Below are 19,605 nucleotides of genomic sequence, written 5' to 3'. Positions count from 1 at the left end.
CCGGATGCGAACCTTCGAGCGGATGGAGCGCGGGGGCGGGGACACGTGGTTCGCCGTCGCCGACCCGGCCACCGGGGAGACCTGCGGCGAGGCCCCCGACATGCGGCCGGACGAGCTGGACGCGGTGATCGGCCGGGCCCACCGGGCCTGGCCCGGGTGGCGGGCCGACGCCGCCGCCCGGACCCGCGCGCTGCTCGGCGCGGCCGACGCCGTGGAGGGCGCCGGTGACGAACTGGCGCGGCTGCTCACCCGGGAGCAGGGCAAGCCGCTGGCCGAGTCGTACGCGGAGGTCGCCCGCACGGCGGCCCGGCTGCGGTATTTCGCGGAGCTGGCCCCGAGGACGCGGCGGATCAGTGACGGGCGGCCCGTGCGCAGCGAGGTCCGCTGGCGTCCCGTCGGCCCGGTCGCCGCGATCGTGCCGTGGAACTTCCCGCTGCAACTGGCGGCCGCGAAGTTCGCGCCCGCGCTGGCGGCGGGCAACACCATGGTCCTCAAACCGTCGCCGTACACCCCGCTGGCCACCCGGCTGCTGGGGTCCGTCCTGGCGGCCGCCCTGCCCGAGGACGTGCTGAGTGTCGTCACCGGGCGCGAACCCCTCGGGGCGCGGCTGGCGTCGCATCCGGGCATCCGGCACGTCACGTTCACCGGTTCCGTGCCCACCGGGCGAGCGGTCGCCGCGGGGGCGGCGGCCTCGCTCGCCCGGGTCACCCTGGAACTGGGCGGCAACGACGCGGCCGTCCTGCTGGACGACGTCGACGTGGAGGCGGTCGCGGACCGTTTGTTCTGGGCCGCGTTCCGCAACTGCGGTCAGGTCTGCATGGCCGTCAAGCGCGTGTACGCCCCCGCCCGGCTGCACGCGGAGGTGGTCGAGGCGCTGGCCCAGCGGGCGAAGTCCGTCACGGTGGGCAGCGGCCTCGACCCGGACACCCGCATCGGTCCGGTCAACAACGCCCCGCAGCTGGCCCGGGTGACGGAGCTCACCGAGCGGGCCCTGGCCGACGGCGCCCGGGCCGCGGCCGGCGGGCACCGGCTGGACGGTCCGGGCCACTTCTTCGCCCCGACGGTCCTCACCGACGTACCGCCCGGCAGTGCGGTGGTGAGGGAGGAGCAGTTCGGGCCGGTCCTGCCGGTGCTGCCGTACGGGAGCGTCGACGAGGCGGTCGACGCGGCCAACGGCACCGGTTTCGGGCTCGGCGGCTCGGTCTGGGGCACCGATCCCGACCGGGCGGAGGTGGTGGCGGACCGGCTGGAGTGCGGGACGGCGTGGATCAACCACCACGCCGAGCTGTCGCTCGCCCAGCCGTTCGCCGGGACCAAGGACAGCGGGCTCGGCGTCGCGGGCGGGCCGTGGGGGCTGTACGGGAACCTGCGGCCGTTCGTCGTCCACCGCCCGGAGGGACCATGACCAGGAAATTCCGGGCGGCGGTGCTGCGCGCGTACGAGGAGCCGTTCGGGGTCGAGGACGTCGTCCTGCACACCGGACCCGCCGCCGGTGAGCTGCTGGTGGAGATCGCGGGCGCCGGGATGTGCCGGACCGACCTCGCGGTGCGCCGGTCGGCCGGCCGCAGCCCGCTGCCGGCGGTCCTCGGCCACGAGGGGGCCGGGGTCGTCGTGGGGGCGGGCGGCGGGCCCGGTACGGACATCGGCGTCGGCGACCACGTGGTGCTCAGCTTCGACTCCTGCGGGCACTGCCAAAACTGCCGGGGCGCAGCCCCCGCGTACTGCGACTCCTTCGCCTCGCTCAATCTCTTCGGAGGGCGTGCGCAGGAGCCGGCCCGGCTCGGCGACGCGGACGGGAAGGCGCTGGCACCCCGGTGGTTCGGCCAGTCCTCGTTCGCCGAGTACGCGCTCGTGTCCGCCCGCAACGCCGTGCGCGTCGACCCGGTGCTTCCCGTCGAGCTGCTCGGGCCGCTCGGCTGCGGCTTCCTCACCGGGGCCGGGGCGGTGCTGAACACCTTCCGCGCCGGTCCCGGCGACCCGCTGGTGGTCCTCGGGGCCGGGGCGGTGGGTCTTGCCGCCGTCATGGCGGCGGGGGCGGCCGGTGTGCCGGTCGTGGCGGTGGACCGGCATCAGCGGCGGCTGGAACTCGCCGAACGGTTCGGCGCCGTCCCGCTGTCCGCCGGCACGGCCGGGCTGCCGGAGCGCATCCGCCGGCTGACGGACGGCGGCGCGCGGTACGCGCTGGACACGACGGCGTCGCCCGCGCTGCTCAACGACGCGCTGCGGGCGCTGCGCCCGACCGGGACGCTGGGTCTGGTGGCGCGGCTGCACACCGCCCTGACGCTGGAGCCGGGCACGCTGGACCGGGGCCGGAGCGTCCGCCACATCTGCGAGGGGGACGCGGTGCCGGGGCTGCTGATCCCCGTACTGACGGAGCTGTGGCGGGCCGGACGGTTCCCCTTCGACCAGCTGATCCGTACCTATCCCCTGGCCGACATCAACGAGGCCGAACGCGACTGCGACGCGGGCCGGGTGGTCAAACCCGTCCTGATCCCGGAGGGAAGAAGCCGATGAACAAGGCATGCGGTACGACGCCCCAGGAGCCGGCGGCGGAAGGTGTGGACGAAGGTGTGGGGCTGACCGCTCTGCTGGTCGCCGCCGCCCGCGCGATCGAGACCCGTCGCCGTGACAGCCTGGCCCGCGACGTCTACGCCGAGCACTTCGTGCGGGCCGCCCCGGCGTGCGCGGGGTGGCCCGTGCGCATCGAGGAGGTGCCCGACGGGGACGAGAACGCGTTGTGGGGCCGGTTCGCCCGCTACTTCGGGCTGCGGACCCGGGTCCTGGACGACTTCGTCGTACGGTCGGTGCTCACGGGAGCACGCCAGGTGGTGCTCCTGGGGGCCGGGCTGGACACACGGGCGTTCCGGCTGGACTGGCCGTCGGACTGCGTGTTCTTCGAGGTCGACCGGGCGGGCGTCCTGGCCTTCAAGCACCAGGTGCTGACGGACCTGTCGGCCGCGCCGAAGGTGAAACGCGTGCTGGTCCCGGCCGACCTGCGCGACGACTGGGTCAGCGCGCTGACCGCTTCGGGGTTCGACCCGGCCGCGCCGAGCATCTGGCTGGCGGAGGGCCTGCTGTTCTACCTGCCGGGCCCCGCCGAGACGTATCTCGTGGACACCGTGGACCTGCTGGCCGCCGAGGGCAGCGCCCTGGCCTTCGAGGCGAAGCTGGAGGCGGACCTTCTGGCGTACCGGGACAGCGCGATCTACACGGCGACGCGCGAACAGATCGGGATCGACCTGCTCGACCTCTTCGACAGGGGCCCGCGCCCCGACTCCGCGGGCCGCCTCGCCGCGAGGGGCTGGTCGGCCTCGACGCACACGCCTTTCGAGTTCACCCGCCGCCACGGGCGCGGCCCGCTGCCGGAGCCGAACGACGCGCTGGAGGGGAACCGGTGGGTGTTCGCGTACCGGCGCAGGTGGTGAGGCGCGCTACGGCAACTCGCGTGTGAGCCACACGATTTCGCCGTCCTCGTCCACGGAGACGCGATCCCGTGCGAAGTCGAGCTTCTCCAATACACGGAGCGAGGGCGCGTTCCACGAGCGGACGGTCGACCAGAGCCGCCGCCGCCCGGTCGTGGCGGCGGCACCGACCACGGCGCGGGCGGCCTCGGTGGCGTAACCCCGGTTGTGCACACGCCGGAACAGCTCGTAGGCGATCTCGGGCTCCTCCAGGGTGGAGCGGCCGATGATCAGTCCGCAGTACCCGATGAAGTCGCCCTCGTCGCGGCGCTGGATGGGCAGGAGCGCGATGCCGCTGTTCTCCGTGCCGGCGAGCAGACCGGCGATGCCCTTGCGGGCGCGCTCCACCGTGTAGGTCTCCTCGCCGCGTTCGGAGAGGAGTTCGCTGAACCGGGGGGCGTCGGTCTCGGCCCAGGGCCGCAGGATCAGCCGCTCGGTCTCCAGGTGACAGGGCATGGTCGCGTAGGTCGGCATGCCCCTACTCTGCCGCACGGGCCGCCCGCCGCATCGGCCGGCGGGTCAGAAGCCGAGGGCCACGTGCCGTACCGCGCGTCCGTCCTCGCCGAGCACGCGTCCCATGCGCTTGGCGGTGTGCAGCGTGACCGTGCGGTCCTGGACGGTCAGCCGGGGGTACCGCTCGTCCAGCAGTGACTCCAGGGCCGTTATGCCGTCGAGGTCGCGCAGCCACACGGAGAAGAGCAGGTTGCACGAACCGGTGACGGAGGCACAGAGCCGGACCTGCGGCAGCCGCGCCAGCGCGGTGCCCGTGGCGCCGAGTTCCCCGTGCGGGACGACCGCCCGGTACGTGGCGATGCCCGGCCATCCCGCGGGCTGCTGGGCGAGATCGCAGCGCACCACGATGTCGCGGTCCCGCAGTTCGCGGCCGAGGCGCCGGCGCACCGTGGATTCGCTCAGCCCGGTGCGGGCCGCCAGTTCCACCCAGCCGGCGCGGCCGTCGGCGCCGAGCGCTTCCAGGAGCCGGCGGTCGGTGTCCCCGCGCAGCCCGTGCGGGGACGGGACGCCCGGGCGGCCCGAGTGCGGGGCGGTGAGCCGGGCGCGCCCCGCCGGTTCCAGGGCCCGCACCTTCCAGCCGCTGCCCTCCTGGTAGATCCGCAGTCCGAGCCGGGTGCGGGTGGACCGGACGCCCGGGAGCAGTGCGAGGTCGGTCCCGACGCGCCGGCCGAGGGCGGCCAGGTCGGGTGCGACGACGGTCAGGAAGAGGTCGAAGTCGCCGACGACGTGCTCGACGCTGGCCACCCACGGCAGGGCGGTGAGCCGTTCGCCGAGTTCGCCCAGGCTGCGGGGCCGGCAGGTGACCTCCACATAGCCGACGGTGGCGGTGGCGGGTCCGGCGTACGCCGTGACCCAGGCGAGACCGGTCCGTTCGAGGCGTGCCCAGCGCCGTGCCGCGGTGGTGGCGTCGATGCCGACGGCCGGGCCGATGCGGGACCAGGGGGCGCGCGGATCGGTCTGGAGGGCGTCGACGAGCGCGAGGTCGGTCTCCTCGAAGGCCGCGGTCGCCCTCGTCGGGGCGGTGGCGGAATCTGGCTCCACGACCGTTCTCCTGCCGTTTTCCTGTGATCGGGCGCTGGTTCTCTGCGGTGGCCGGATTCTGTCCCCACTTCCGAGCCGCACCACCACCATCGCACGCCCACCCCTAAGGAGTGCCCGTGGCTCCACCTTCCCCGGCTCCGGCCGGCAGCAGAGAACGTCTCGACCGCGGAGCGAGGATCACGGTCGCGCTCCTCTTCGGGGCCTGGCTGATCGACTACGTCGACCGGCTGGTCATCAATCTCGCGCTTCCCTCGATCGGGAAGGAGTTCGACCTCAGCCGCGCGGAGCAGGGCCTGGCCGTCTCGGCGTTCTTCCTCGCGTACGCGGCCTGTCAGATCCCCGGCGGCATGCTCGCCGACCGCTTCGGTGCCCGGCGGGTGACCTGCTGGGCGCTGCTGATCTGGTCGGCGTTCACGGCGCTGACCGGGTTCGCCGGGTCGTTCGCGATCCTGCTGGTGGTCCGTTTCCTGTTCGGCGCCGCGGAGGGGATCTTCCCGGGCGCCTCGATGAAGGCGATATCCGAGCGGACGACGCCGGGGCAGCGGATGAGCGCCAACGGCGTGGTGCAGTCCGCGAACGCGGTCGCCGCGGTCGTCGCGCCTCTGGCGGCCGCCCCGTTGATCACGCACTTCGGCTGGCGTTCGGCGTTCTTCACGGTGGCCGGGGCAGGTGTGTTCGTGTATGCGGCGGTGCGGCTCTGGCTGCCCGAACCGCGCGTGCCGGACGGCGGGGGCCGCGCGCCGGCCGGGGGCGGCGGGGCACGGGCCGTGCTGCGCTCCCCCGCCATGTGGGGGTTCGCCGCGATGTTCTTCGGTTACGACATCATCGTGTGGGGTCTCAACACCTGGGTGCCGTCCTATCTGAACGAGGAGCGGGGCGTCTCGCTGTCCTCGGCCGGTGCGCTCGCGGTCGTCCCGGCGGCCGCGGCCACCGCGTCCGTGATCATCGGCGGCCGGCTCGCGGACCGGCTCCAGGGACAGCAGCGCAGGATCGTGGTGCCGTCGATGAGCGTGGCGTCCGTCGCGCTGGTCCTGATGGCCACGGCGTCGACCACCGCCCTGTTCATCCTGTGGATGACCGTGGCCGTCGCCGCCGCCTCGTTGTCGTACATGCCGGTCTACGCGGTGCCGCTGCGCAGTCTGCCCCCGGAGCTCGCCGGGGCGGGCGCCGGACTGATCACGTTCGGCGGCCAGTGCGCCGGGGTGATCGCGCCCACCGCGATGGGCGTGCTCGCGGACCGGCTCGGGTTCGGTGCCGCGTTCGGTTTCCTGGTGCTCGGTGCCGTCCTGGCCGGTGTCGTCGCCGTCGTCACCCCGCAGGACTCCGCCTCCTTCCGCCGGTCGCTGCGCCTGCCGGACTCCGGCGGCACCGTGGCCGCCGTCCGACCCGTAGAAAGCGAGAAGTCATGACCACCTCCACCTCTGTCGCCGGCGCGTACGCCGATGAGCTCGCCGCTGTACTGCCCGGGCTGCGCGAGCTGTACCGGGACCTGCACGCGCACCCCGAGTTGTCGCTTCAGGAGACGCGCACGGCCGGCGTCGTGGCGTCCCGGCTCCGCGCCCAGCCCGGCTGGGAGGTCACCGAGGCGGTGGGCGGCACCGGTGTCGTCGGCGTGCTGCGCAACGGTGACGGGCCGACCGTGCTGGTGCGCGCCGACATGGACGGCCTGCCGGTCCTGGAGGCGACGGGTCTGCCGTACGCGTCGGTGGGCCGCGCCACGGACCGTGAGGGCAACGACGTGCCGGTGATGCACGCGTGCGGCCACGACATGCACGTCACGTGCCTGCTCGGGGTGACCGCGCTGCTCGCCGGGGCACGGGAGTCCTGGCGGGGCACCGTCGTCGCCGTGTTCCAGCCCGCCGAGGAGACGGCCGAGGGGGCGCGGAACATGCTGGACGACGGTTTCGCGGAGCGCTTCCCGAAGCCGGACATCTGTCTCGGGCAGCACGTGGGGCCGTTCCCGGCCGGTGTCGTGGTGACCCGTCCCGGTCCGCTGATGGCGGCGTCCGACAGCTACCGGGTGCGCCTGTTCGGGCGCGGCGGGCACGGCTCTTCGCCCGAGTCGACGGTGGACCCGGTCGTGATGGCGGCGGCGGTCGTCCTGCGGCTGCAGACGGTCGTCTCGCGCGAGGTCGGCGCGTCGCAGGCGGCCGTGGTGACGGTGGGGTCGATCCACGCGGGAACGAAGGAGAACATCATCCCGGACGAGGCGGAGCTGAAGCTCAACATCCGCTCCGTGGACCCCGTCGTCCGCGACAAGGTCCTCGGCGCCGTGCGCCGGATCATCCGTGCCGAGGCGGCGGCCTCGGGTGCGCCGAAGGAACCGGAGATCACTCCGCTGAACGCCTTCCCGCTCACCGTGAACACCGCGGACGCCACCGCCACCACCGTCGAGGGGCTGCGCGGCGCCCTCGGCGAGGGGGCCGTGGTGACGCTGCCCCAGCCGATCAACGGCAGCGAGGACTTCGGGCTCTTCGGCACCGAGCTCGGCGCGCCTTCGGTGTTCTGGCACTTCGGCGGAGCCGACCGGGCCGCCTTCGAGGGGATGGACGCGGCCGCACTCGCCACCAGTGGCCTCCCGGCCGGCCTCCCGATGAACCACTCGCCGCTGTACGCCCCCCTCCAGGACCCGACGATCGAGCTGGGGGTACGGGCCCTCCTGGGCGCCGCCCTCACGTGGCTCGGGGAAGGGGCGTAAGGACCGGCGCACCCGGCCCCCACCTCGGGGCGGACTTTTGCTGTGCCTCGTCCCGGGGGAGCCCGGTCGAGGGTGCCGGGATCCGGGCCGGTGCGCAGAGGTCAGCGGGGCCGTCAGGCCTGCACGTGCAGCCCGAAGCCCGTGCGGCCCACCGGTTCCAGGCCCTCCTTGAGCTGCAGGGACGGGATCTCGTAGTCACCGAAGTTCTGGCGGCGGTACGGGACCGGGGCGGTCGATTGCAGCGTGAGCAGGCGCTCCTGCCATGCCTTGGCCGCTTCCGGGTAGTCCGTGGCGGTCATCCGGTCGGTGCCGTACAGGACGAACGGGGGCAGCACCTCCAGGCCGGGGTAGTGGAGGATGCCGTGCTGGATCGGGAACAGCAGGTCGTCGATGGGGCCGTTGATGCCCCGGGGCGAGTAGTGGGATTCCAGGCCGCCGACGGTCACCGAGAGGAGGGCGCGGCGGCCCGCGAGGGTGCCCTCGCCGTAGCGCTCGCCGTACTTGGTGTCGCTGTGCTCGCCGACGCCGTACGCGAAGTGGTACGTGAACACGCGGTCCACCCAGCCCTTGAGGATCGCCGGCATCGTGTACCACCACAGGGGGAACTGGAAGATGACGGTGTCCGCCCACAGCAGCTTCTCCTGTTCGGCGCGCACGTCCGGGGTGAGCGTGCCGGCGTCGAAGGCGCGGCCGGAGTCGCGGGCCGGCCTGAGCGGGTCCGAGGCGTCGGGCCCGTAGTCCGCCGCGTCGACGGTGGTCTTCCAGTTCATCGCGTACAGGTCGCTCACCCGCACCTCGTGCCCGGCCGCCTCCAGGGTCGAGACCGCGAGGTCCTTGAGCGAGCCGTTGAGGGACTTCGGCTCGGGGTGGGCGTGGACGATGAGCGTCTTCATGGGGATCGCACTCCTTTGGTTCGGATGGTTCGATCCTGGACGCCGGGGCGCCGGTTGTTCAGGGGCGCCGCTTCCGTCGGACCGGACTTCCTGGTACCGGCAGGGCCACCCTCGCGCGGGCCGGGCGTGGCCATACTGGGTCCATGGACGATCTCGCGGGATTCCTGCGGACCCGGCGCGCCCGGGTCGACCCGGCCTCGGCCGGCATCACCGCCGACAGCCGCCGCCGGGTCGACGGGCTGCGCCGCGAGGAGGTCGCGCATCTGTCCGGGGTGAGTGTCGACTACTACGTACGCCTGGAGCAGGGGCGTGCGACCCAGCCCTCCGAGCAGGTGCTGGACGCGCTCGCCCGTGTCCTCGGCCTGGACGACACCGAACGCGAGCACCTCGACCGGCTCGCCCGGCAGCGGCGCCGGCGCGCGAAGACGCCCGGCGGGCGGGTGCGGCCGGAGCTGCTGCGCGTGCTCGGTCTGGTCACCGACGCACCCGCGCTGCTCATGGACCACCGCATGGACGTCCTCGCGGGCAACCGCCTGGCCCGGCTGCTGTACGGCCGGCCGCTGCCGGGCATGAACACCGCCCGGCACCTCTTCCTGGAGGAGGCCGAACGGGGTCTGTACGCGGAGTGGGAGCAGTGCACCCTGGACGTGGTCGGCCACCTGCGGCTGGCCGCCGGCAAATACCCCGACGACGCGCGTCTGGCCTCGCTCATCGGAGAGCTCTCGATGGGCAGCGACCGTTTCCGCCGGCTGTGGGCCCGCGCGGACGTGCGCTGCCGTACGCACGGCCGCAAGGTGTACCGGCACCCGCTCGTCGGCGTGCTGGAGCTGCACCAGGAGAATTTCTCCCTGGCGGACTCACCGGACCGGGAGATGATCGTGCTGTCGGCGGCGCCCGGCAGCCCCGCGGAGGACGGGCTGCGGCTGCTGGCCGGGCTGGGAGCCGACGCGGAGGGCGACGACGCACCCGGCCCGCCCCGCGGCCACGGGGAACTGCCCGCTAGCGCGCCGCCTCGAAGCGCGCCAGGTGGTCGTCGCTGAGCCGGACGTCCCGGGCGGCGAGTGCCTCCTCGACGTGTGGTACGCGGCTCACGCCGACGATCGGGGCGATGCCCTGGTGCAGCAGCCACGCCAGGACGACCTGGTTCTTCGTCGCGGAGACCTCACCGGCCACCTCGTCCAGGACCGCGAGCACCCCGGCGGTGCCGGGGTGCTCGTACGTGTCCGGGAACGGCTTGTCCGGACGCGTGTAGGAGCCCCAGAGCAGGGAGCTGTACGCCCACACCTCGAGCCCTTCCGCCTCGGCGAGGTCCAGGTCCTCGGCGGTGAGCAGGCGGTGGCCGCCCTCGGCGAGCGGGGTGAGCGGGCGCGGCTGGACGAGGGAGTGGCGCAGTTGCAGGGCGGTCCACGGCTCCACTCCCTGCTCGCGGGCCAGTGACCGGGCCCGCTCGACGCGCCAGGCGGCGTGGTTCGCGGCGCCGACCCGCGACGCCACGCCCTTGGTGACCAGTTCACCGAAGGCTCCGACCGTCTCCGCCAGGGGAACGGTGCGGTCCTCGGCGTGGGCCCACAGCAGGTCGACGTGGTCGACGCCGAGGCGTTCCAGGCTCTGCGCCACGCCCGCGTGGACGGCGCGGGCGGACAGCCCCTCCGCGCTCTGCGGCCAGGAGTGCGGGACGAGCGGGTTCTGCCGCACCTTGGTCGCGATCCTCACTGCGTCGCGGGCCCCGGGACGGGCCGCGAGCCAGGCGCCTATGACGCGTTCGCCGGCACCGCCGACCCCGCTCGGGTCGGCCCAGAAGGAGTAGCAGTTCGCGGTGTCCAGCCAGTCGCCGCCGCCGGCGACGAAGGCGTCGAGGATCGCGAAGGACGTGTCGGAGTCGACCTGCGTGCCGAAGCCCATGGTGCCGAGGACGATCCGGCGGTTCGTGTTGTCCGTGTTGTTCATGTCCGCCATGCTCGGCGTTGAAGTGCGCTTCAGGTCAAGCCCGTTGTTCAAAGCCTTGAGGAGTCGTGGTGGCGGATCCCGCGGAGTCGGTCGAGTCGGTGGAACAGCTCACCGTGGGCTGGAGGACCCTGGTGCTCGACCGGGACGCCGGCGCGGATGTCCGGGACCTGCCCGGGATCGCCGTGCGCTGGGCCGACTGCGGTTTCGCCTTCTGGAACTGCGTCACCCTCACCGATGCCGGCGCGGACGCGGCGCTCGCCGCCCGACGTCTGAGTGAGGCGGCCGAGATCATGCGGTCCAAGCGGCGGCCCGGATTCCTCTGGGTCTTCGAGGGGCTCCTCGACGCGGAGGCCCTCGACTCGCTGGACGCGGCGGCCGAGCGCGCCGGTCTCGCGTACGCCTTCCCCGGCACGGGCATGGCGGGCGACCTGTTCCCGCTGCCCGAGCCGTCACACCCCGAGCTGGAGTTCGTACGGGTGCGCGAGGAGCGGCAGTTGTTGGCGTACGCGGATCTGAACTCGCGTGCGTACGGCTTCCCCCTGGAGGCGGGCCGCGACGGGCTGGCGGGGTCCTCGCTGTGGAAGAGCGGGGTGCACGCCTATCTGGGGCTGCGGCAGGGTGTGCCGGTGACGTGCGCCGCGACGGTGGAGGCGGCGGGCCGGCTCTTCGTCGTACTGGTCGCCACCGATCCGGCCTGGGAGCGCCGGGGTTACGGAGAGGCGGTGACGCGCAAGGCGCTGTACGAGGGGGCCCGCGCCACCGGCCTGACCCGCGCCACCCTGCACGCGACGGCGGCGGGTGCTCCGGTGTACCCCCGGATCGGCTTCACCCCGAACGCGCCCATGCGTTTCTACGGGTTGCAGGAGTGAGGGACCCGAAGGCGCTGTCACAGAACCATGACATTCGAGGTCACAACCCGGGGCCCGGGTGGCCTGTCCAACTGTGCGAGACGGCGGGCTGATCCACCCGTCGCCGGCGGAACGCGGCAACCGGCCGCGCCGCCCACACTTCTTGGGGGGAATCTTGAACACCCGTGCGCGCACTGTGCGTTCGTCCGTCATGGCCTCGGCCGCCGGGCTGCTGCTGACCATCACCGGAGCCGCCCTGGCCCCGGTCGCCCTGGCCGACACCGCCCCGCCCGAGCTGGCGGTGTCCTCCGAGGCACCCGCGGAGATCGGCCTCGGCGGCCTGCCGGTCGCCTTCACCACCACGGCGTCCAACACCGGCACGTCCGACACCTCCTCGGCGCGCCTGATCTACCGCATCGACGGCGGCGTTGCCCTGCCGGACAACGCGCTGAGTCTGGAGTACCGGCTCGACGGCTCGACGTGGAAGAAGATCCCGCTGAGTATCGTCGAGGGCACCGTCTGGGGCGGCGAGCTGCCCGAACAGCTCGCCCTGGCCGCGGGAAAGTCGCAGACCGTGCAGATGCGGATCGGCCTGCCCATGGGTACCCCGCACAACGGTGCCAGTAACGGGGGCACGGAGCATCTGAAGCTGACGACGATGATCTCCTACGGGGCCTCCGGCGCCGCCAATGCCACCGATTTCGACTTCGTCGGTGTGAACGGGCTGACCACCCGCCTGATCAACGCGCCCACCACCGCGACCGCCGGCGGGGCGGCGATCACCTTCAAAGCCACCGTCAACAACCCGACCTCCTCGGCGTACGAGAACGTCACCGACGTCCTGTTCACCAACCGCTACACCACCGTCCAGGTGCGCCGCTCGGGCACCTGGACGACGCTGAAGCCGATCACCTCGAACGCCGAGCCGGACGTGTACGGGTACGACGTCATCGGCAAGGACGCCTCCCTCGCCGCCCACGGCACCGCAACCGCCGACGTCCGCGTCACCTACCGCAAGGACGCACCGCTGGGGAAGACCGAGCTGTCCCCGTGCGCGATCGTCAACGAGGGCTCGATCCCGTTCAGGGGCATCACCAGCTGCGGCACGAAGGCCACGGTCACCGTGAAGAAGGCGGCGGCCACCACCGGCACCCCGTCCCCGTCCCCCACCTCCTCCGTCACCGCGAGCGCGTCGCCCACCCCCGCCGTGACGGGCACCGGTACCACCTCCACGCCGTCCGGGATGACCGCGCAGCTGGCGGAGACCGGAAGCAGCGGCCTGTCGGCGACGGCGGTGGGCGCGGCGGGGCTCGTCGCGGCCGGGGCGGGCGCCGTGGGCTTCACCGCGGTGCGCCGCCGGCGCGGCCGGGCCTGAGCCGACGGCGAACGGGTCCGGTCCCCGGCGGCGAGGCGTCGGGGACCGGACCCGTTCGGGTCACGCGGGGTCAGGAGGCGATGAACCGCGCGACCTGGCCGAGGACGACCGTGTCGGCCAGGTACCCGATGTGGGTCTGGCAGAGCACGTTGTTGTTCGTCGCCCCGCTCAGACGGGTGCTGGTGTACGGGAGGATGATGCCGTCGCACGCCGAGTACCAGGTGGCGTACTTGGTGTCGCCGGGGGTCTCGTCACCGGAGGTGATCTGCGAGATGAACGAGGAGCCCGGGTACATCTGCTGGCAGGTGGTGTAGATCAGGCAGGCTCCCGCGTACGTGGTGCCGTGGTTGGCACCGGCGATGGACGCGAGGTGGCTGACGCTGGTGTTACCGCCGAGCACCTTGAGGTAGTACTGGCTGACGAGGCCGCCCATGGAGTGGTTGACGATCGCGACCTTGCTCGCCCCGGTCCGGGACTTCACGTTGTTGACGAACGTGGCCAGGCCCTGGGCGTTGGTGATGTTGTTGCCGTAGGAGTCGTACTCGTACGCGAACAGGTTGGAGCTCGACCACCCGTTGAGGCGGAAGACGCTCATGGCGGTGACCCAGTTGGAGGCGCTGCCGGTGTAGCCGTGCACGAAGACGACCGGGGTGCTGGTCGACAGCGGCTGCACCGCGGCCGTGCGGGCCGGGGCGGGCGTCTCGGCGGCACCGGCCGTGGACGCCGAGGAGAACAGGGTGAACGCGACCGTGACGGCCGCGAGGACGCCGAGGAGCCGACGCGGTGAACGACGAGCCATGGGGCACTCCTGAGGGGAACGCGGGGATGTGGTTGCCTGCCCGCACAAGGTGCCGGGCACGGGGCGCCCGCGCCATCGGCTAATTCACCGGTGTCGGCTCCCAGGTGGGCCGGGTGCGAGGCGACCGCGGGCCGGGGTGCGGCCCCCGCCGCCGTCAGTCGACGACGTGGAAGGTGTTCCCGCCCGGGTCGCGGTGGGCGCCCGGTCCGGCCCCGGGCCGGCGGACAGCGAGGCGCATCCGTTCCCGCTCGGCCCGCGGCCCGGCGGGCGGGCCCATCACGAGCGAGACCGGGGAGCCGGGGGTGCGGCGCAATCGCACGCACCGTTCCAGGTCCTCCTCCACGGACCAGCCGGACCAGGTCGCCCAGAAGTCCCGCTGGGCGTCGCGTTCCTCGTCGGTGACGTCGAGGCAGACCGCGACGAGCCCGGAGTCGGCGCGCACGCCGGGGTGCCCGGGGCGCAGGAGGCAGAACTCGTTGCCTTCCGGGTCGGCCAGCACGTCCCACGGCACATCGCCCTGGCCGATGTCGGTCCGGGTCGCCCCCAGCGCGAGCAGGCGCTCGGCCTCCGCCTCCCAGTGCGGTCCGCCGGCCAGGTCGAGGTGGAGGCGGTTCTTGTGCGCCGGCTTCGGCCGGCCGCCCGGCTCGAAGCGCAGCCGGAGGCCGCCGGTGCGGCCCCTGGTCGCGTCGGTCCAGAAGCGGGCCATGCCCGTCACGTCACAGGCGTCGATCACGATCCCGGTCAGCATCCCGTTCCCCCTGTCCTGGGCGGCCTCGTCGACCCAGTCTGCCGTCACTCCTCCCTCGGCGTGAACTCGCCTCCGACGTCGGCCTTATGGACACCGCGCCATGGGCGTGCTCTCATTCCACTTGCACTTTTCCAACGATGCACAACGAGCGGTGCGGTGCGGGCGCGCCCACCGATCGGTGCAAGAACGGAGTCGCACATGAAACCTCCATCCGTATGGCGGCGAAGAGGGCTGCGGCGGTGGACCGGTGCCGCGGCCGTTCTCGGGACCGCCGCGGCGATGACGGTGACGGGCACGGCGGGTCCGGCGTCGGCGGGTGGCGCGCACAGCTCGCACATCCCGACGGTCACCTCGGGCGAGGCCCGGTTCCAGATCCTGTCGCCCACGCTGATCCGGACCGAGTACGCGGGTGACGGCGCGTTCACCGACGAGGCCACGTTCAACGCCATCGGCCGCGACTCCTTCGCCCCGGCGGCGTACACCGCGAAGACGGCGGACGGCTGGCTCACCATCAGGACGAGCGCCGTGACGCTGCGGTACAAGGTCGGCTCGGGCCCGTTCGACGCGAAGAACCTCTCGGCCCGGCTCGACGCCGGCGACTCCCCCGTGACCGCCACCCCCTGGCACCGCGTCACCTGCGCGCCCGGCGCGCTCTGCGAAGCGGAGAACCTGCGGGCCGGCGGAGTCTCCGTGGCGTCCGACCACGACGGCTACACCGGGTCCGGGTTCGCCGCCGGCTTCGAGAGCACCGGCGCCTCCCTGTCCTCTGACATCGATGTCAAGGCGGCGGGCGCCTACCGGTTCGCCGTGCGGTACGCCAATGCGCGCGGCGGCGACGGCAAGAGCGAGCCGCGCACCCTCACCCTGTCGGTGGACGGTGGCGACGAGCAGCGGGTGACGCTGCCCCCGACGGCGGACTGGGACACCTGGGACACCGCCTTCGCCGATGTCCGGCTGGGCGCCGGGCACCACACGGTCGGTTTGTCCCGGGGCGCCGCGGACTCCGGCAGTGTGAACGTGGACAGCGTCGCGCTGCTGGGCGAGGGCGAGGCGTTCCCGCCCGCGTCCAGCACGGCGATCGCGGACTGCCGGTTCGGGGTGGGCTGTGAGGCGGAGGCCGGGCGTGTCATCGGTGCGGCGGCCGCCGCCACCGATCACCAGGGCTTCGCCGGGACGGGCTTCGTCGCGGAGCTCAACCGGGGCTCCTCGCTGACCACGCATGTGGTGGAGGTCCCCTCGGCCGGCACCTACACCCTGCGCGTCCGCTACGCCAACGGCCCGGGCGGCGACGGCCGGCACGAGACGCGCACCGCCGCCGTGTCCGCGGGCGGCGCCACCGGCACCCTGTCGTTCCCCGCGACGGACGACTGGGACACATGGTCCACGGCCACCCTGCCCGTCCACCTGGAGGCGGGCGCCAACGACGTCACCCTCGCCTGCCCGGGAGCGGAGAGCTGCCACGTGAACGCGGACACCGTGTCCGTCGCCGCGACCGGCGCCCCGGCTCCGCAGCCGCACCTGGCCCTCGGCGGATACCGGCGCGGCCTCGACGGCGTCACCGGCAACGGCGCGCCGCCCGTCACCACGCCCGGGCTCCTCAACCAGGACGGCTGGTACCTCCTGGACGACACCCCCTCCGCGCTCTACGACTCCGCCTCCCGGAAGGTCACCCAGCGCTCCTCGCACGGCGGCGCCCCGTACCAGGACGGCTACCTCTTCGGCTACGGCCACGACTACAAACAGGGCCTCGGCGACCTGGCGGCCCTCACCGGACCGCCCGCCCTGCTGCCCTCCTGGGCGTACGGGGTCTGGTATTCGGAGTACATCGACCGCACCGACGCGGACTACCGGAACACGATCCTGCCGAAGTTCCGGTCGGAGGGTGTGCCGTTGGACGTGCTCGTGACGGACACCGACTACAAGGCCGTCAACGCGTGGAGCGGCTGGGAGATCGATCCGGCCAAGTTCCCCGATCCGAAGGGGTTCTTCGACTGGTCCGAGTCCCAGGGCCTGCACAACACGCTCAACGTGCACCCCAGCATCCTCGCCGCCGACCCCCAGTTCGCCCAGGCCCAGAAGACCGCCAAGGGAAAGCTGAAGAAGGGAAGTTGCGGCGGTGGCGCGGGGCCGGACTGCTACGTCTTCGACTTCGGCGACCCCGATCAGCTGCAGGCGTACATGGATCTGCACCGGACCATGGACGAGCAGGGCAACGACTTCTGGTGGCTGGACTGGTGCTGCGACGCGGCGCAGTCGTCGCTGCCGGGTGTGACCCCGGACGCCTGGATCAACCAGCAGTACGCGGACGCCACCGGCCGGCACCTCGACCGGCCGTTCGTCCTCTCACGCGCCTACGGTTCGCTCCAGGCGGCCGGCTACAGCGGCCAGCAGTCGGTGCCCACCGGGCCCTGGGCGGACAAGCGCACCACGGTCCACTTCACCGGCGACACGTCGTCCACCTGGGGCACGCTGAAGTTCGAGGTCGGGTACACCCCGGCCGAGTCGGCGGCGACCGGGATGGCCAGCGTCACGCATGACATCGGCGGCCACAACGACACGACGGGCCTGAAGGGCTCGGAGACGTACACCGACGGCGGCGGCACGCACACCACGACGAAGCTGCCCGACGACCTGTACGCGCGCTGGGTCCAGTTCGGCACCTTCCAGCCCGTCGACCGGCTGCACAGCAACCACAGCGACCGGCTGCCCTGGCAGTACGGCCCCGAGGCGTCGGCGTCCGCGAAGAAGTTCCTCAACCTGCGCGAGAACCTGCTGCCGTACACGTACACGCTCGCGGAGGAGGCCAACCGGACCGGTGTGCCGATCGTCCGGCCGATGTATCTGGAGTACCCGGAGGAGAAGCAGGCGTACGAGACGGCCGGCAGCGAGTACTTCTACGGCTCCGACCTGCTGGTCGCCCCGGTCACCACGCCCGGTGCCTCCGCGAAGACCTCGGTGTGGTTCCCGCCCGGGCAGTGGACGGACTACTTCACCGGCAAGACGTACGAGGGCGGCACCACCCAGGACGTCACGACGACGCTGGACACCATGCCGGTGTTCGTCAGGGCGGGTGCGGTCGTCCCGAGCCGGACGCACGACGTCGCCCACGACGGGGCGCCCGGCGCGGACGACCTCACGCTCACGATCGCACCGGGCGGCTCCGGTTCGTTCAGCCTGTACGAGGACGACGGCGGCGCCGCGGGCAAGGCCCGGAGCGCCACGACGAAGGTCTCCTACCAGGAGTCCGGCGCACGCCACACGGTGTCCGTCGCCCCGGCGAAGGGATCCTTCCGGGGGCAGGCGAAGGACCGTGTGTGGACCCTGTCGGTCAAGGCCGACCACGCCCCGGCGCGGGTCACGGCGAGCGGGGCGCACCTGTCCGCGCAGGCGTACAAGTGGGACGCCGGCTCCAGGACGCTGACCATCACCCTGCCGAAGCGCAACGTCCACGCGCCGGTGACCGTCACGTACTGGTAGCAGCGGTCCTGGCAGCCGGTCAGCCCTTGCCGGCCGGCTGCCAGGACAGGCCCCAGTCGTACGCGAGGTCGACGGCCTGCTGCTTGAGGATGCCGGGCGGGAGGATGAGGTACTTCGCCTCCCGGCGGACGATGAGTTCGCCGTTGACGCTCTCGATGAGGGCGATCGCCGCCACGGGCGCGGGGACCGTGCACTCGTCCAGTCGCACCTCGATCGGCGGTCCGGCGGGCGGATGGAGGGTGGCCACTCCGTGCAGACCGGCGAAACTGGACGCGCCGGAGTAGATGGCCACGAACACCAGGAGGCGCTTGATCTCGGAGGCGTGGTCGAGGTTGATGGTGAGGTTCTCGCCGTCCTCGCTGCCGCCGGTGCGGTCGTCCTGGTCCAGTTGGACGTAGGGCGGCTGGTCGTACGAGCCGAACTGGTTGTTGATGGGGTGGACGATCCCGCTCGCCCCGTTCTGCAGCTCCCACAGGCAGGAGAGGTCGAGGTCGACGTCTTCGAGGCGGACGGCGTCGCGGCCCTTGTTCATCCAGCCGCGCGGGGGTGTGCGGGCACTCCAGGAGAGGTTGACCCGCATGGCGCCGGAGGTCGCTCCCTGTTTGGTGAGGGAGACCGAGGGCGCGGTCTTGGTCAGTGTGATCTTCGTCAGCCGTACGGGCGGCGGAACGGGCGCGGCGACCGGTGCGGGGGGCGCGGGCTCGTCCACGGTGATACCGAAGTCGGTGGCGAGCCCCGCCAGGCCGGAGGCGTAACCCTGGCCGACGGCGCGGAACTTCCACGCCCCGCCGCGCCGGTACAGCTCCCCGAGCACGAACGCGGTCTCCGTCGTGGCGTCCACCGGGTCGAATCGTGCCGTCTCGGCGCCGCTCGCGGCGTCCAGCACCCGGACGAAGAGGCCGGACACCCTGCCGAACGTGCCGTCCGTGGACGCCGCGAGGACCACGGTCGCGATGTCCTGCTCCACCGACGCGAGGGACACCTGGATCGTCTCGACCACCCCGGCTCCGTCCTGCCGCCGGCCCTCGTGGCGCACGGCGCCACGGGGGTGGACGGGCTGGTTGTAGAACACGAAGTCGTCGTCCGAGCGGACCCGGCCGCCCGCTGTCAGCAGCAGCGCCGACGCGTCGACATCAGGTGCGCCCGGGCCGGCGCGCCAGCCGAGCTCCACCCGTACGACCGGACTCGCGACCGGTGTGTTGGCTCCCTTGCGCAACGACATGTGGCTCCCCCTCGGCAGTCCGCCCGTCCGAAGCAGCGTACGGAACGCTGGGTGCCCGCAACCGGTGAAGCGCGGAATCGGGTGGGCCCGCCCCCGGCGGGAGCCGGCGGCGGGCCCGGTGAGCGGCGGATCAGCGGACTTCGAGGTTCCGCTGCTCCTTGAACGAGGCGCAGTTGGAGTTCTCCACGGACACGTACACGTTGGCGATGTGGCCGCCCCAGCTGACGCAGTGGCCCTTGCCGTAGACGTAGGCCGGACCGGCGTACGACGTGTAACTCCCGTAGTCGCTCGCCGACGCGTCGGTGTCGGGGACGTAGATGTACGCCGACATGTCCTTCGCGGTACCGGGCGTGGACCGGATGGTCACCACACAGTTCTTGCCGTTCGACGCGTTGTACGTCAGGTAGACCGTGCCGAGGGAACCCACGGCGGCGGAGTTGACGGTCTTGTACGCGCTGCCGCAGACCTTCTGCGGCGTGGTGTTGGGCGCGGCGGAGGCGGTCGGGCCGAAGGCGGCCGTCGCACCCACCATGAGGGTGGTCAGGGCCCCGGCGGCGGCGAGAGTACGGATGTTTCGCATATT

At 72.7% G+C, this 19,605-nt stretch carries 17 protein-coding genes; 9 read left to right on the top strand and 8 right to left on the bottom strand.

Features of this window, described 5'->3' with window-relative positions; genetic code table 11:
* Positions 1–4: 4 nt before the first annotated feature.
* From ACLQ2N_RS12330 to ACLQ2N_RS12320, 3 genes are read left to right on the top strand one after another with little or no spacing between them, the layout of a single operon-like run.
* Positions 5–1,405, top strand: a complete 1,401-nt coding sequence (locus ACLQ2N_RS12330) for an aldehyde dehydrogenase family protein (RefSeq protein ID WP_425812041.1) — start codon at positions 5–7, stop codon at positions 1,403–1,405.
* Positions 1,402–2,514: an NAD(P)-dependent alcohol dehydrogenase gene (locus ACLQ2N_RS12325; RefSeq protein ID WP_425812039.1), complete on the top strand. Its 1,113-nt coding sequence runs from the start codon at positions 1,402–1,404 to the stop codon at positions 2,512–2,514. Before ACLQ2N_RS12330 ends, ACLQ2N_RS12325 begins: the two co-directional genes overlap by 4 nt.
* On the top strand, positions 2,511–3,425 hold the full coding sequence (locus tag ACLQ2N_RS12320) for a class I SAM-dependent methyltransferase (RefSeq protein ID WP_425812037.1): 915 nt from the start codon (positions 2,511–2,513) through the stop codon (positions 3,423–3,425). The genes ACLQ2N_RS12325 and ACLQ2N_RS12320 overlap by 4 nt, the downstream gene beginning before the upstream one ends.
* A 6-nt stretch (positions 3,426–3,431) precedes the next feature.
* Here the strand turns inward: ACLQ2N_RS12320 and ACLQ2N_RS12315 are convergent, their stop codons facing one another.
* Together ACLQ2N_RS12315 and ACLQ2N_RS12310 are read right to left on the bottom strand one after the other, a co-directional pair.
* Positions 3,432–3,935, bottom strand: coding sequence for a GNAT family N-acetyltransferase (locus ACLQ2N_RS12315; protein WP_425812035.1), 504 nt, complete (start codon positions 3,933–3,935; stop codon positions 3,432–3,434).
* 45 nt (positions 3,936–3,980) lie between these two features.
* Complete coding sequence (locus tag ACLQ2N_RS12310; RefSeq protein ID WP_425812033.1) at positions 3,981–5,015, bottom strand: Lrp/AsnC family transcriptional regulator; 1,035 nt, start codon at positions 5,013–5,015, stop codon at positions 3,981–3,983.
* A gap of 116 nt (positions 5,016–5,131) precedes the next feature.
* On the opposite strand from ACLQ2N_RS12310, the gene ACLQ2N_RS12305 reads away from it, so the two are divergent.
* Both ACLQ2N_RS12305 and ACLQ2N_RS12300 read left to right on the top strand, forming a co-directional pair.
* On the top strand, positions 5,132–6,424 hold the full coding sequence (locus ACLQ2N_RS12305) for an MFS transporter (RefSeq protein ID WP_425812031.1): 1,293 nt from the start codon (positions 5,132–5,134) through the stop codon (positions 6,422–6,424).
* Positions 6,421–7,713 carry an amidohydrolase gene (locus ACLQ2N_RS12300; protein ID WP_425812029.1) on the top strand — a complete coding sequence of 431 codons (1,293 nt, stop codon included), beginning with the start codon at positions 6,421–6,423 and terminating at the stop codon, positions 7,711–7,713. The genes ACLQ2N_RS12305 and ACLQ2N_RS12300 overlap by 4 nt, the downstream gene beginning before the upstream one ends.
* Positions 7,714–7,826: 113 nt before the next feature.
* On the opposite strand, the gene ACLQ2N_RS12295 is transcribed toward ACLQ2N_RS12300, so the two are convergent.
* Entirely contained in the window at positions 7,827–8,606 is a 780-nt protein-coding gene (locus ACLQ2N_RS12295) for an NAD(P)H-dependent oxidoreductase (protein ID WP_425812027.1), read from the bottom strand.
* Between the two features lie 143 nt (positions 8,607–8,749).
* Between ACLQ2N_RS12295 and ACLQ2N_RS12290 the strand changes: the two genes are divergently transcribed.
* Complete coding sequence (locus tag ACLQ2N_RS12290) at positions 8,750–9,646, top strand: helix-turn-helix transcriptional regulator (RefSeq protein ID WP_425812025.1); 897 nt, start codon at positions 8,750–8,752, stop codon at positions 9,644–9,646.
* Here the strand turns inward: ACLQ2N_RS12290 and ACLQ2N_RS12285 are convergent.
* A complete protein-coding gene (locus ACLQ2N_RS12285; protein WP_425812023.1) occupies positions 9,606–10,553 on the bottom strand; it encodes an aldo/keto reductase in 948 nt (315 codons plus the stop codon). The two genes, ACLQ2N_RS12290 and ACLQ2N_RS12285, sit on opposite strands and share 41 nt — an antisense overlap.
* Before the next feature lie 68 nt (positions 10,554–10,621).
* On the opposite strand from ACLQ2N_RS12285, the gene ACLQ2N_RS12280 reads away from it, so the two are divergent.
* A complete protein-coding gene (locus ACLQ2N_RS12280) occupies positions 10,622–11,422 on the top strand; it encodes a GNAT family N-acetyltransferase (protein ID WP_425812021.1) in 801 nt (266 codons plus the stop codon).
* A 190-nt stretch (positions 11,423–11,612) separates the two neighbouring features.
* Positions 11,613–12,776 carry a hypothetical protein gene (locus ACLQ2N_RS12275; protein ID WP_425812019.1) on the top strand — a complete coding sequence of 388 codons (1,164 nt, stop codon included), beginning with the start codon at positions 11,613–11,615 and terminating at the stop codon, positions 12,774–12,776.
* Between the two features lie 70 nt (positions 12,777–12,846).
* Here ACLQ2N_RS12275 and ACLQ2N_RS12270 read toward each other — a convergent pair whose 3' ends face one another.
* Both ACLQ2N_RS12270 and ACLQ2N_RS12265 read right to left on the bottom strand, forming a co-directional pair.
* Positions 12,847–13,575: an esterase/lipase family protein gene (locus tag ACLQ2N_RS12270; protein ID WP_425812017.1), complete on the bottom strand. Its 729-nt coding sequence runs from the start codon at positions 13,573–13,575 to the stop codon at positions 12,847–12,849.
* A 154-nt stretch (positions 13,576–13,729) separates the two neighbouring features.
* The gene (locus tag ACLQ2N_RS12265) at positions 13,730–14,371 is read right to left on the bottom strand and encodes a VOC family protein (RefSeq protein WP_425812015.1); all 642 of its coding nucleotides are present in this window, start codon (positions 14,369–14,371) and stop codon (positions 13,730–13,732) included.
* A gap of 231 nt (positions 14,372–14,602) precedes the next feature.
* Between ACLQ2N_RS12265 and ACLQ2N_RS12260 the strand changes: the two genes are divergently transcribed.
* Complete coding sequence (locus tag ACLQ2N_RS12260) at positions 14,603–17,800, top strand: TIM-barrel domain-containing protein (protein ID WP_425812356.1); 3,198 nt, start codon at positions 14,603–14,605, stop codon at positions 17,798–17,800.
* A gap of 19 nt (positions 17,801–17,819) precedes the next feature.
* On the opposite strand, the gene ACLQ2N_RS12255 is transcribed toward ACLQ2N_RS12260, so the two are convergent.
* Both ACLQ2N_RS12255 and ACLQ2N_RS12250 read right to left on the bottom strand, forming a co-directional pair.
* The gene (locus tag ACLQ2N_RS12255; protein WP_425812013.1) at positions 17,820–19,022 is read right to left on the bottom strand and encodes a TerD family protein; all 1,203 of its coding nucleotides are present in this window, start codon (positions 19,020–19,022) and stop codon (positions 17,820–17,822) included.
* Positions 19,023–19,152: 130 nt separating this feature from the next.
* On the bottom strand, positions 19,153–19,602 hold the full coding sequence (locus ACLQ2N_RS12250; RefSeq protein WP_425812011.1) for a spore-associated protein: 450 nt from the start codon (positions 19,600–19,602) through the stop codon (positions 19,153–19,155).
* Positions 19,603–19,605 lie beyond the last annotated feature (3 nt).

The organism is Streptomyces sp. DT224 (genome assembly GCF_049844595.1).
Lineage (GTDB): Bacteria > Actinomycetota > Actinomycetes > Streptomycetales > Streptomycetaceae > Streptomyces.
The sequence above is the reverse complement of the archived record's forward strand: the minus strand, read 5'-3'. Positions and strand labels throughout refer to the sequence as shown.

What these genes read in the sequence shown, in the direction of transcription:
- ACLQ2N_RS12290 (WP_425812025.1), top strand. Translation starts at nt 8,750, where the DNA reads ATGGACGATCTCGCGGGATTCCTGCGGACCCGGCGCGCCCGGGTCGAC.
- ACLQ2N_RS12295 (WP_425812027.1), bottom strand. Translation starts at nt 8,606, where the DNA reads ATGAAGACGCTCATCGTCCACGCCCACCCCGAGCCGAAGTCCCTCAAC.
- ACLQ2N_RS12270 (WP_425812017.1), bottom strand. Translation starts at nt 13,575, where the DNA reads ATGGCTCGTCGTTCACCGCGTCGGCTCCTCGGCGTCCTCGCGGCCGTC.
- ACLQ2N_RS12300 (WP_425812029.1), top strand. Translation starts at nt 6,421, where the DNA reads ATGACCACCTCCACCTCTGTCGCCGGCGCGTACGCCGATGAGCTCGCC.
- ACLQ2N_RS12275 (WP_425812019.1), top strand. Translation starts at nt 11,613, where the DNA reads ATGGCCTCGGCCGCCGGGCTGCTGCTGACCATCACCGGAGCCGCCCTG.
- ACLQ2N_RS12250 (WP_425812011.1), bottom strand. Translation starts at nt 19,602, where the DNA reads ATGCGAAACATCCGTACTCTCGCCGCCGCCGGGGCCCTGACCACCCTC.
- ACLQ2N_RS12260 (WP_425812356.1), top strand. Translation starts at nt 14,603, where the DNA reads ATGACGGTGACGGGCACGGCGGGTCCGGCGTCGGCGGGTGGCGCGCAC.
- ACLQ2N_RS12255 (WP_425812013.1), bottom strand. Translation starts at nt 19,022, where the DNA reads ATGTCGTTGCGCAAGGGAGCCAACACACCGGTCGCGAGTCCGGTCGTA.
- ACLQ2N_RS12285 (WP_425812023.1), bottom strand. Translation starts at nt 10,553, where the DNA reads ATGAACAACACGGACAACACGAACCGCCGGATCGTCCTCGGCACCATG.
- ACLQ2N_RS12320 (WP_425812037.1), top strand. Translation starts at nt 2,511, where the DNA reads ATGAACAAGGCATGCGGTACGACGCCCCAGGAGCCGGCGGCGGAAGGT.
- ACLQ2N_RS12330 (WP_425812041.1), top strand. Translation starts at nt 5, where the DNA reads ATGCGAACCTTCGAGCGGATGGAGCGCGGGGGCGGGGACACGTGGTTC.
- ACLQ2N_RS12325 (WP_425812039.1), top strand. Translation starts at nt 1,402, where the DNA reads ATGACCAGGAAATTCCGGGCGGCGGTGCTGCGCGCGTACGAGGAGCCG.
- ACLQ2N_RS12315 (WP_425812035.1), bottom strand. Translation starts at nt 3,935, where the DNA reads ATGCCGACCTACGCGACCATGCCCTGTCACCTGGAGACCGAGCGGCTG.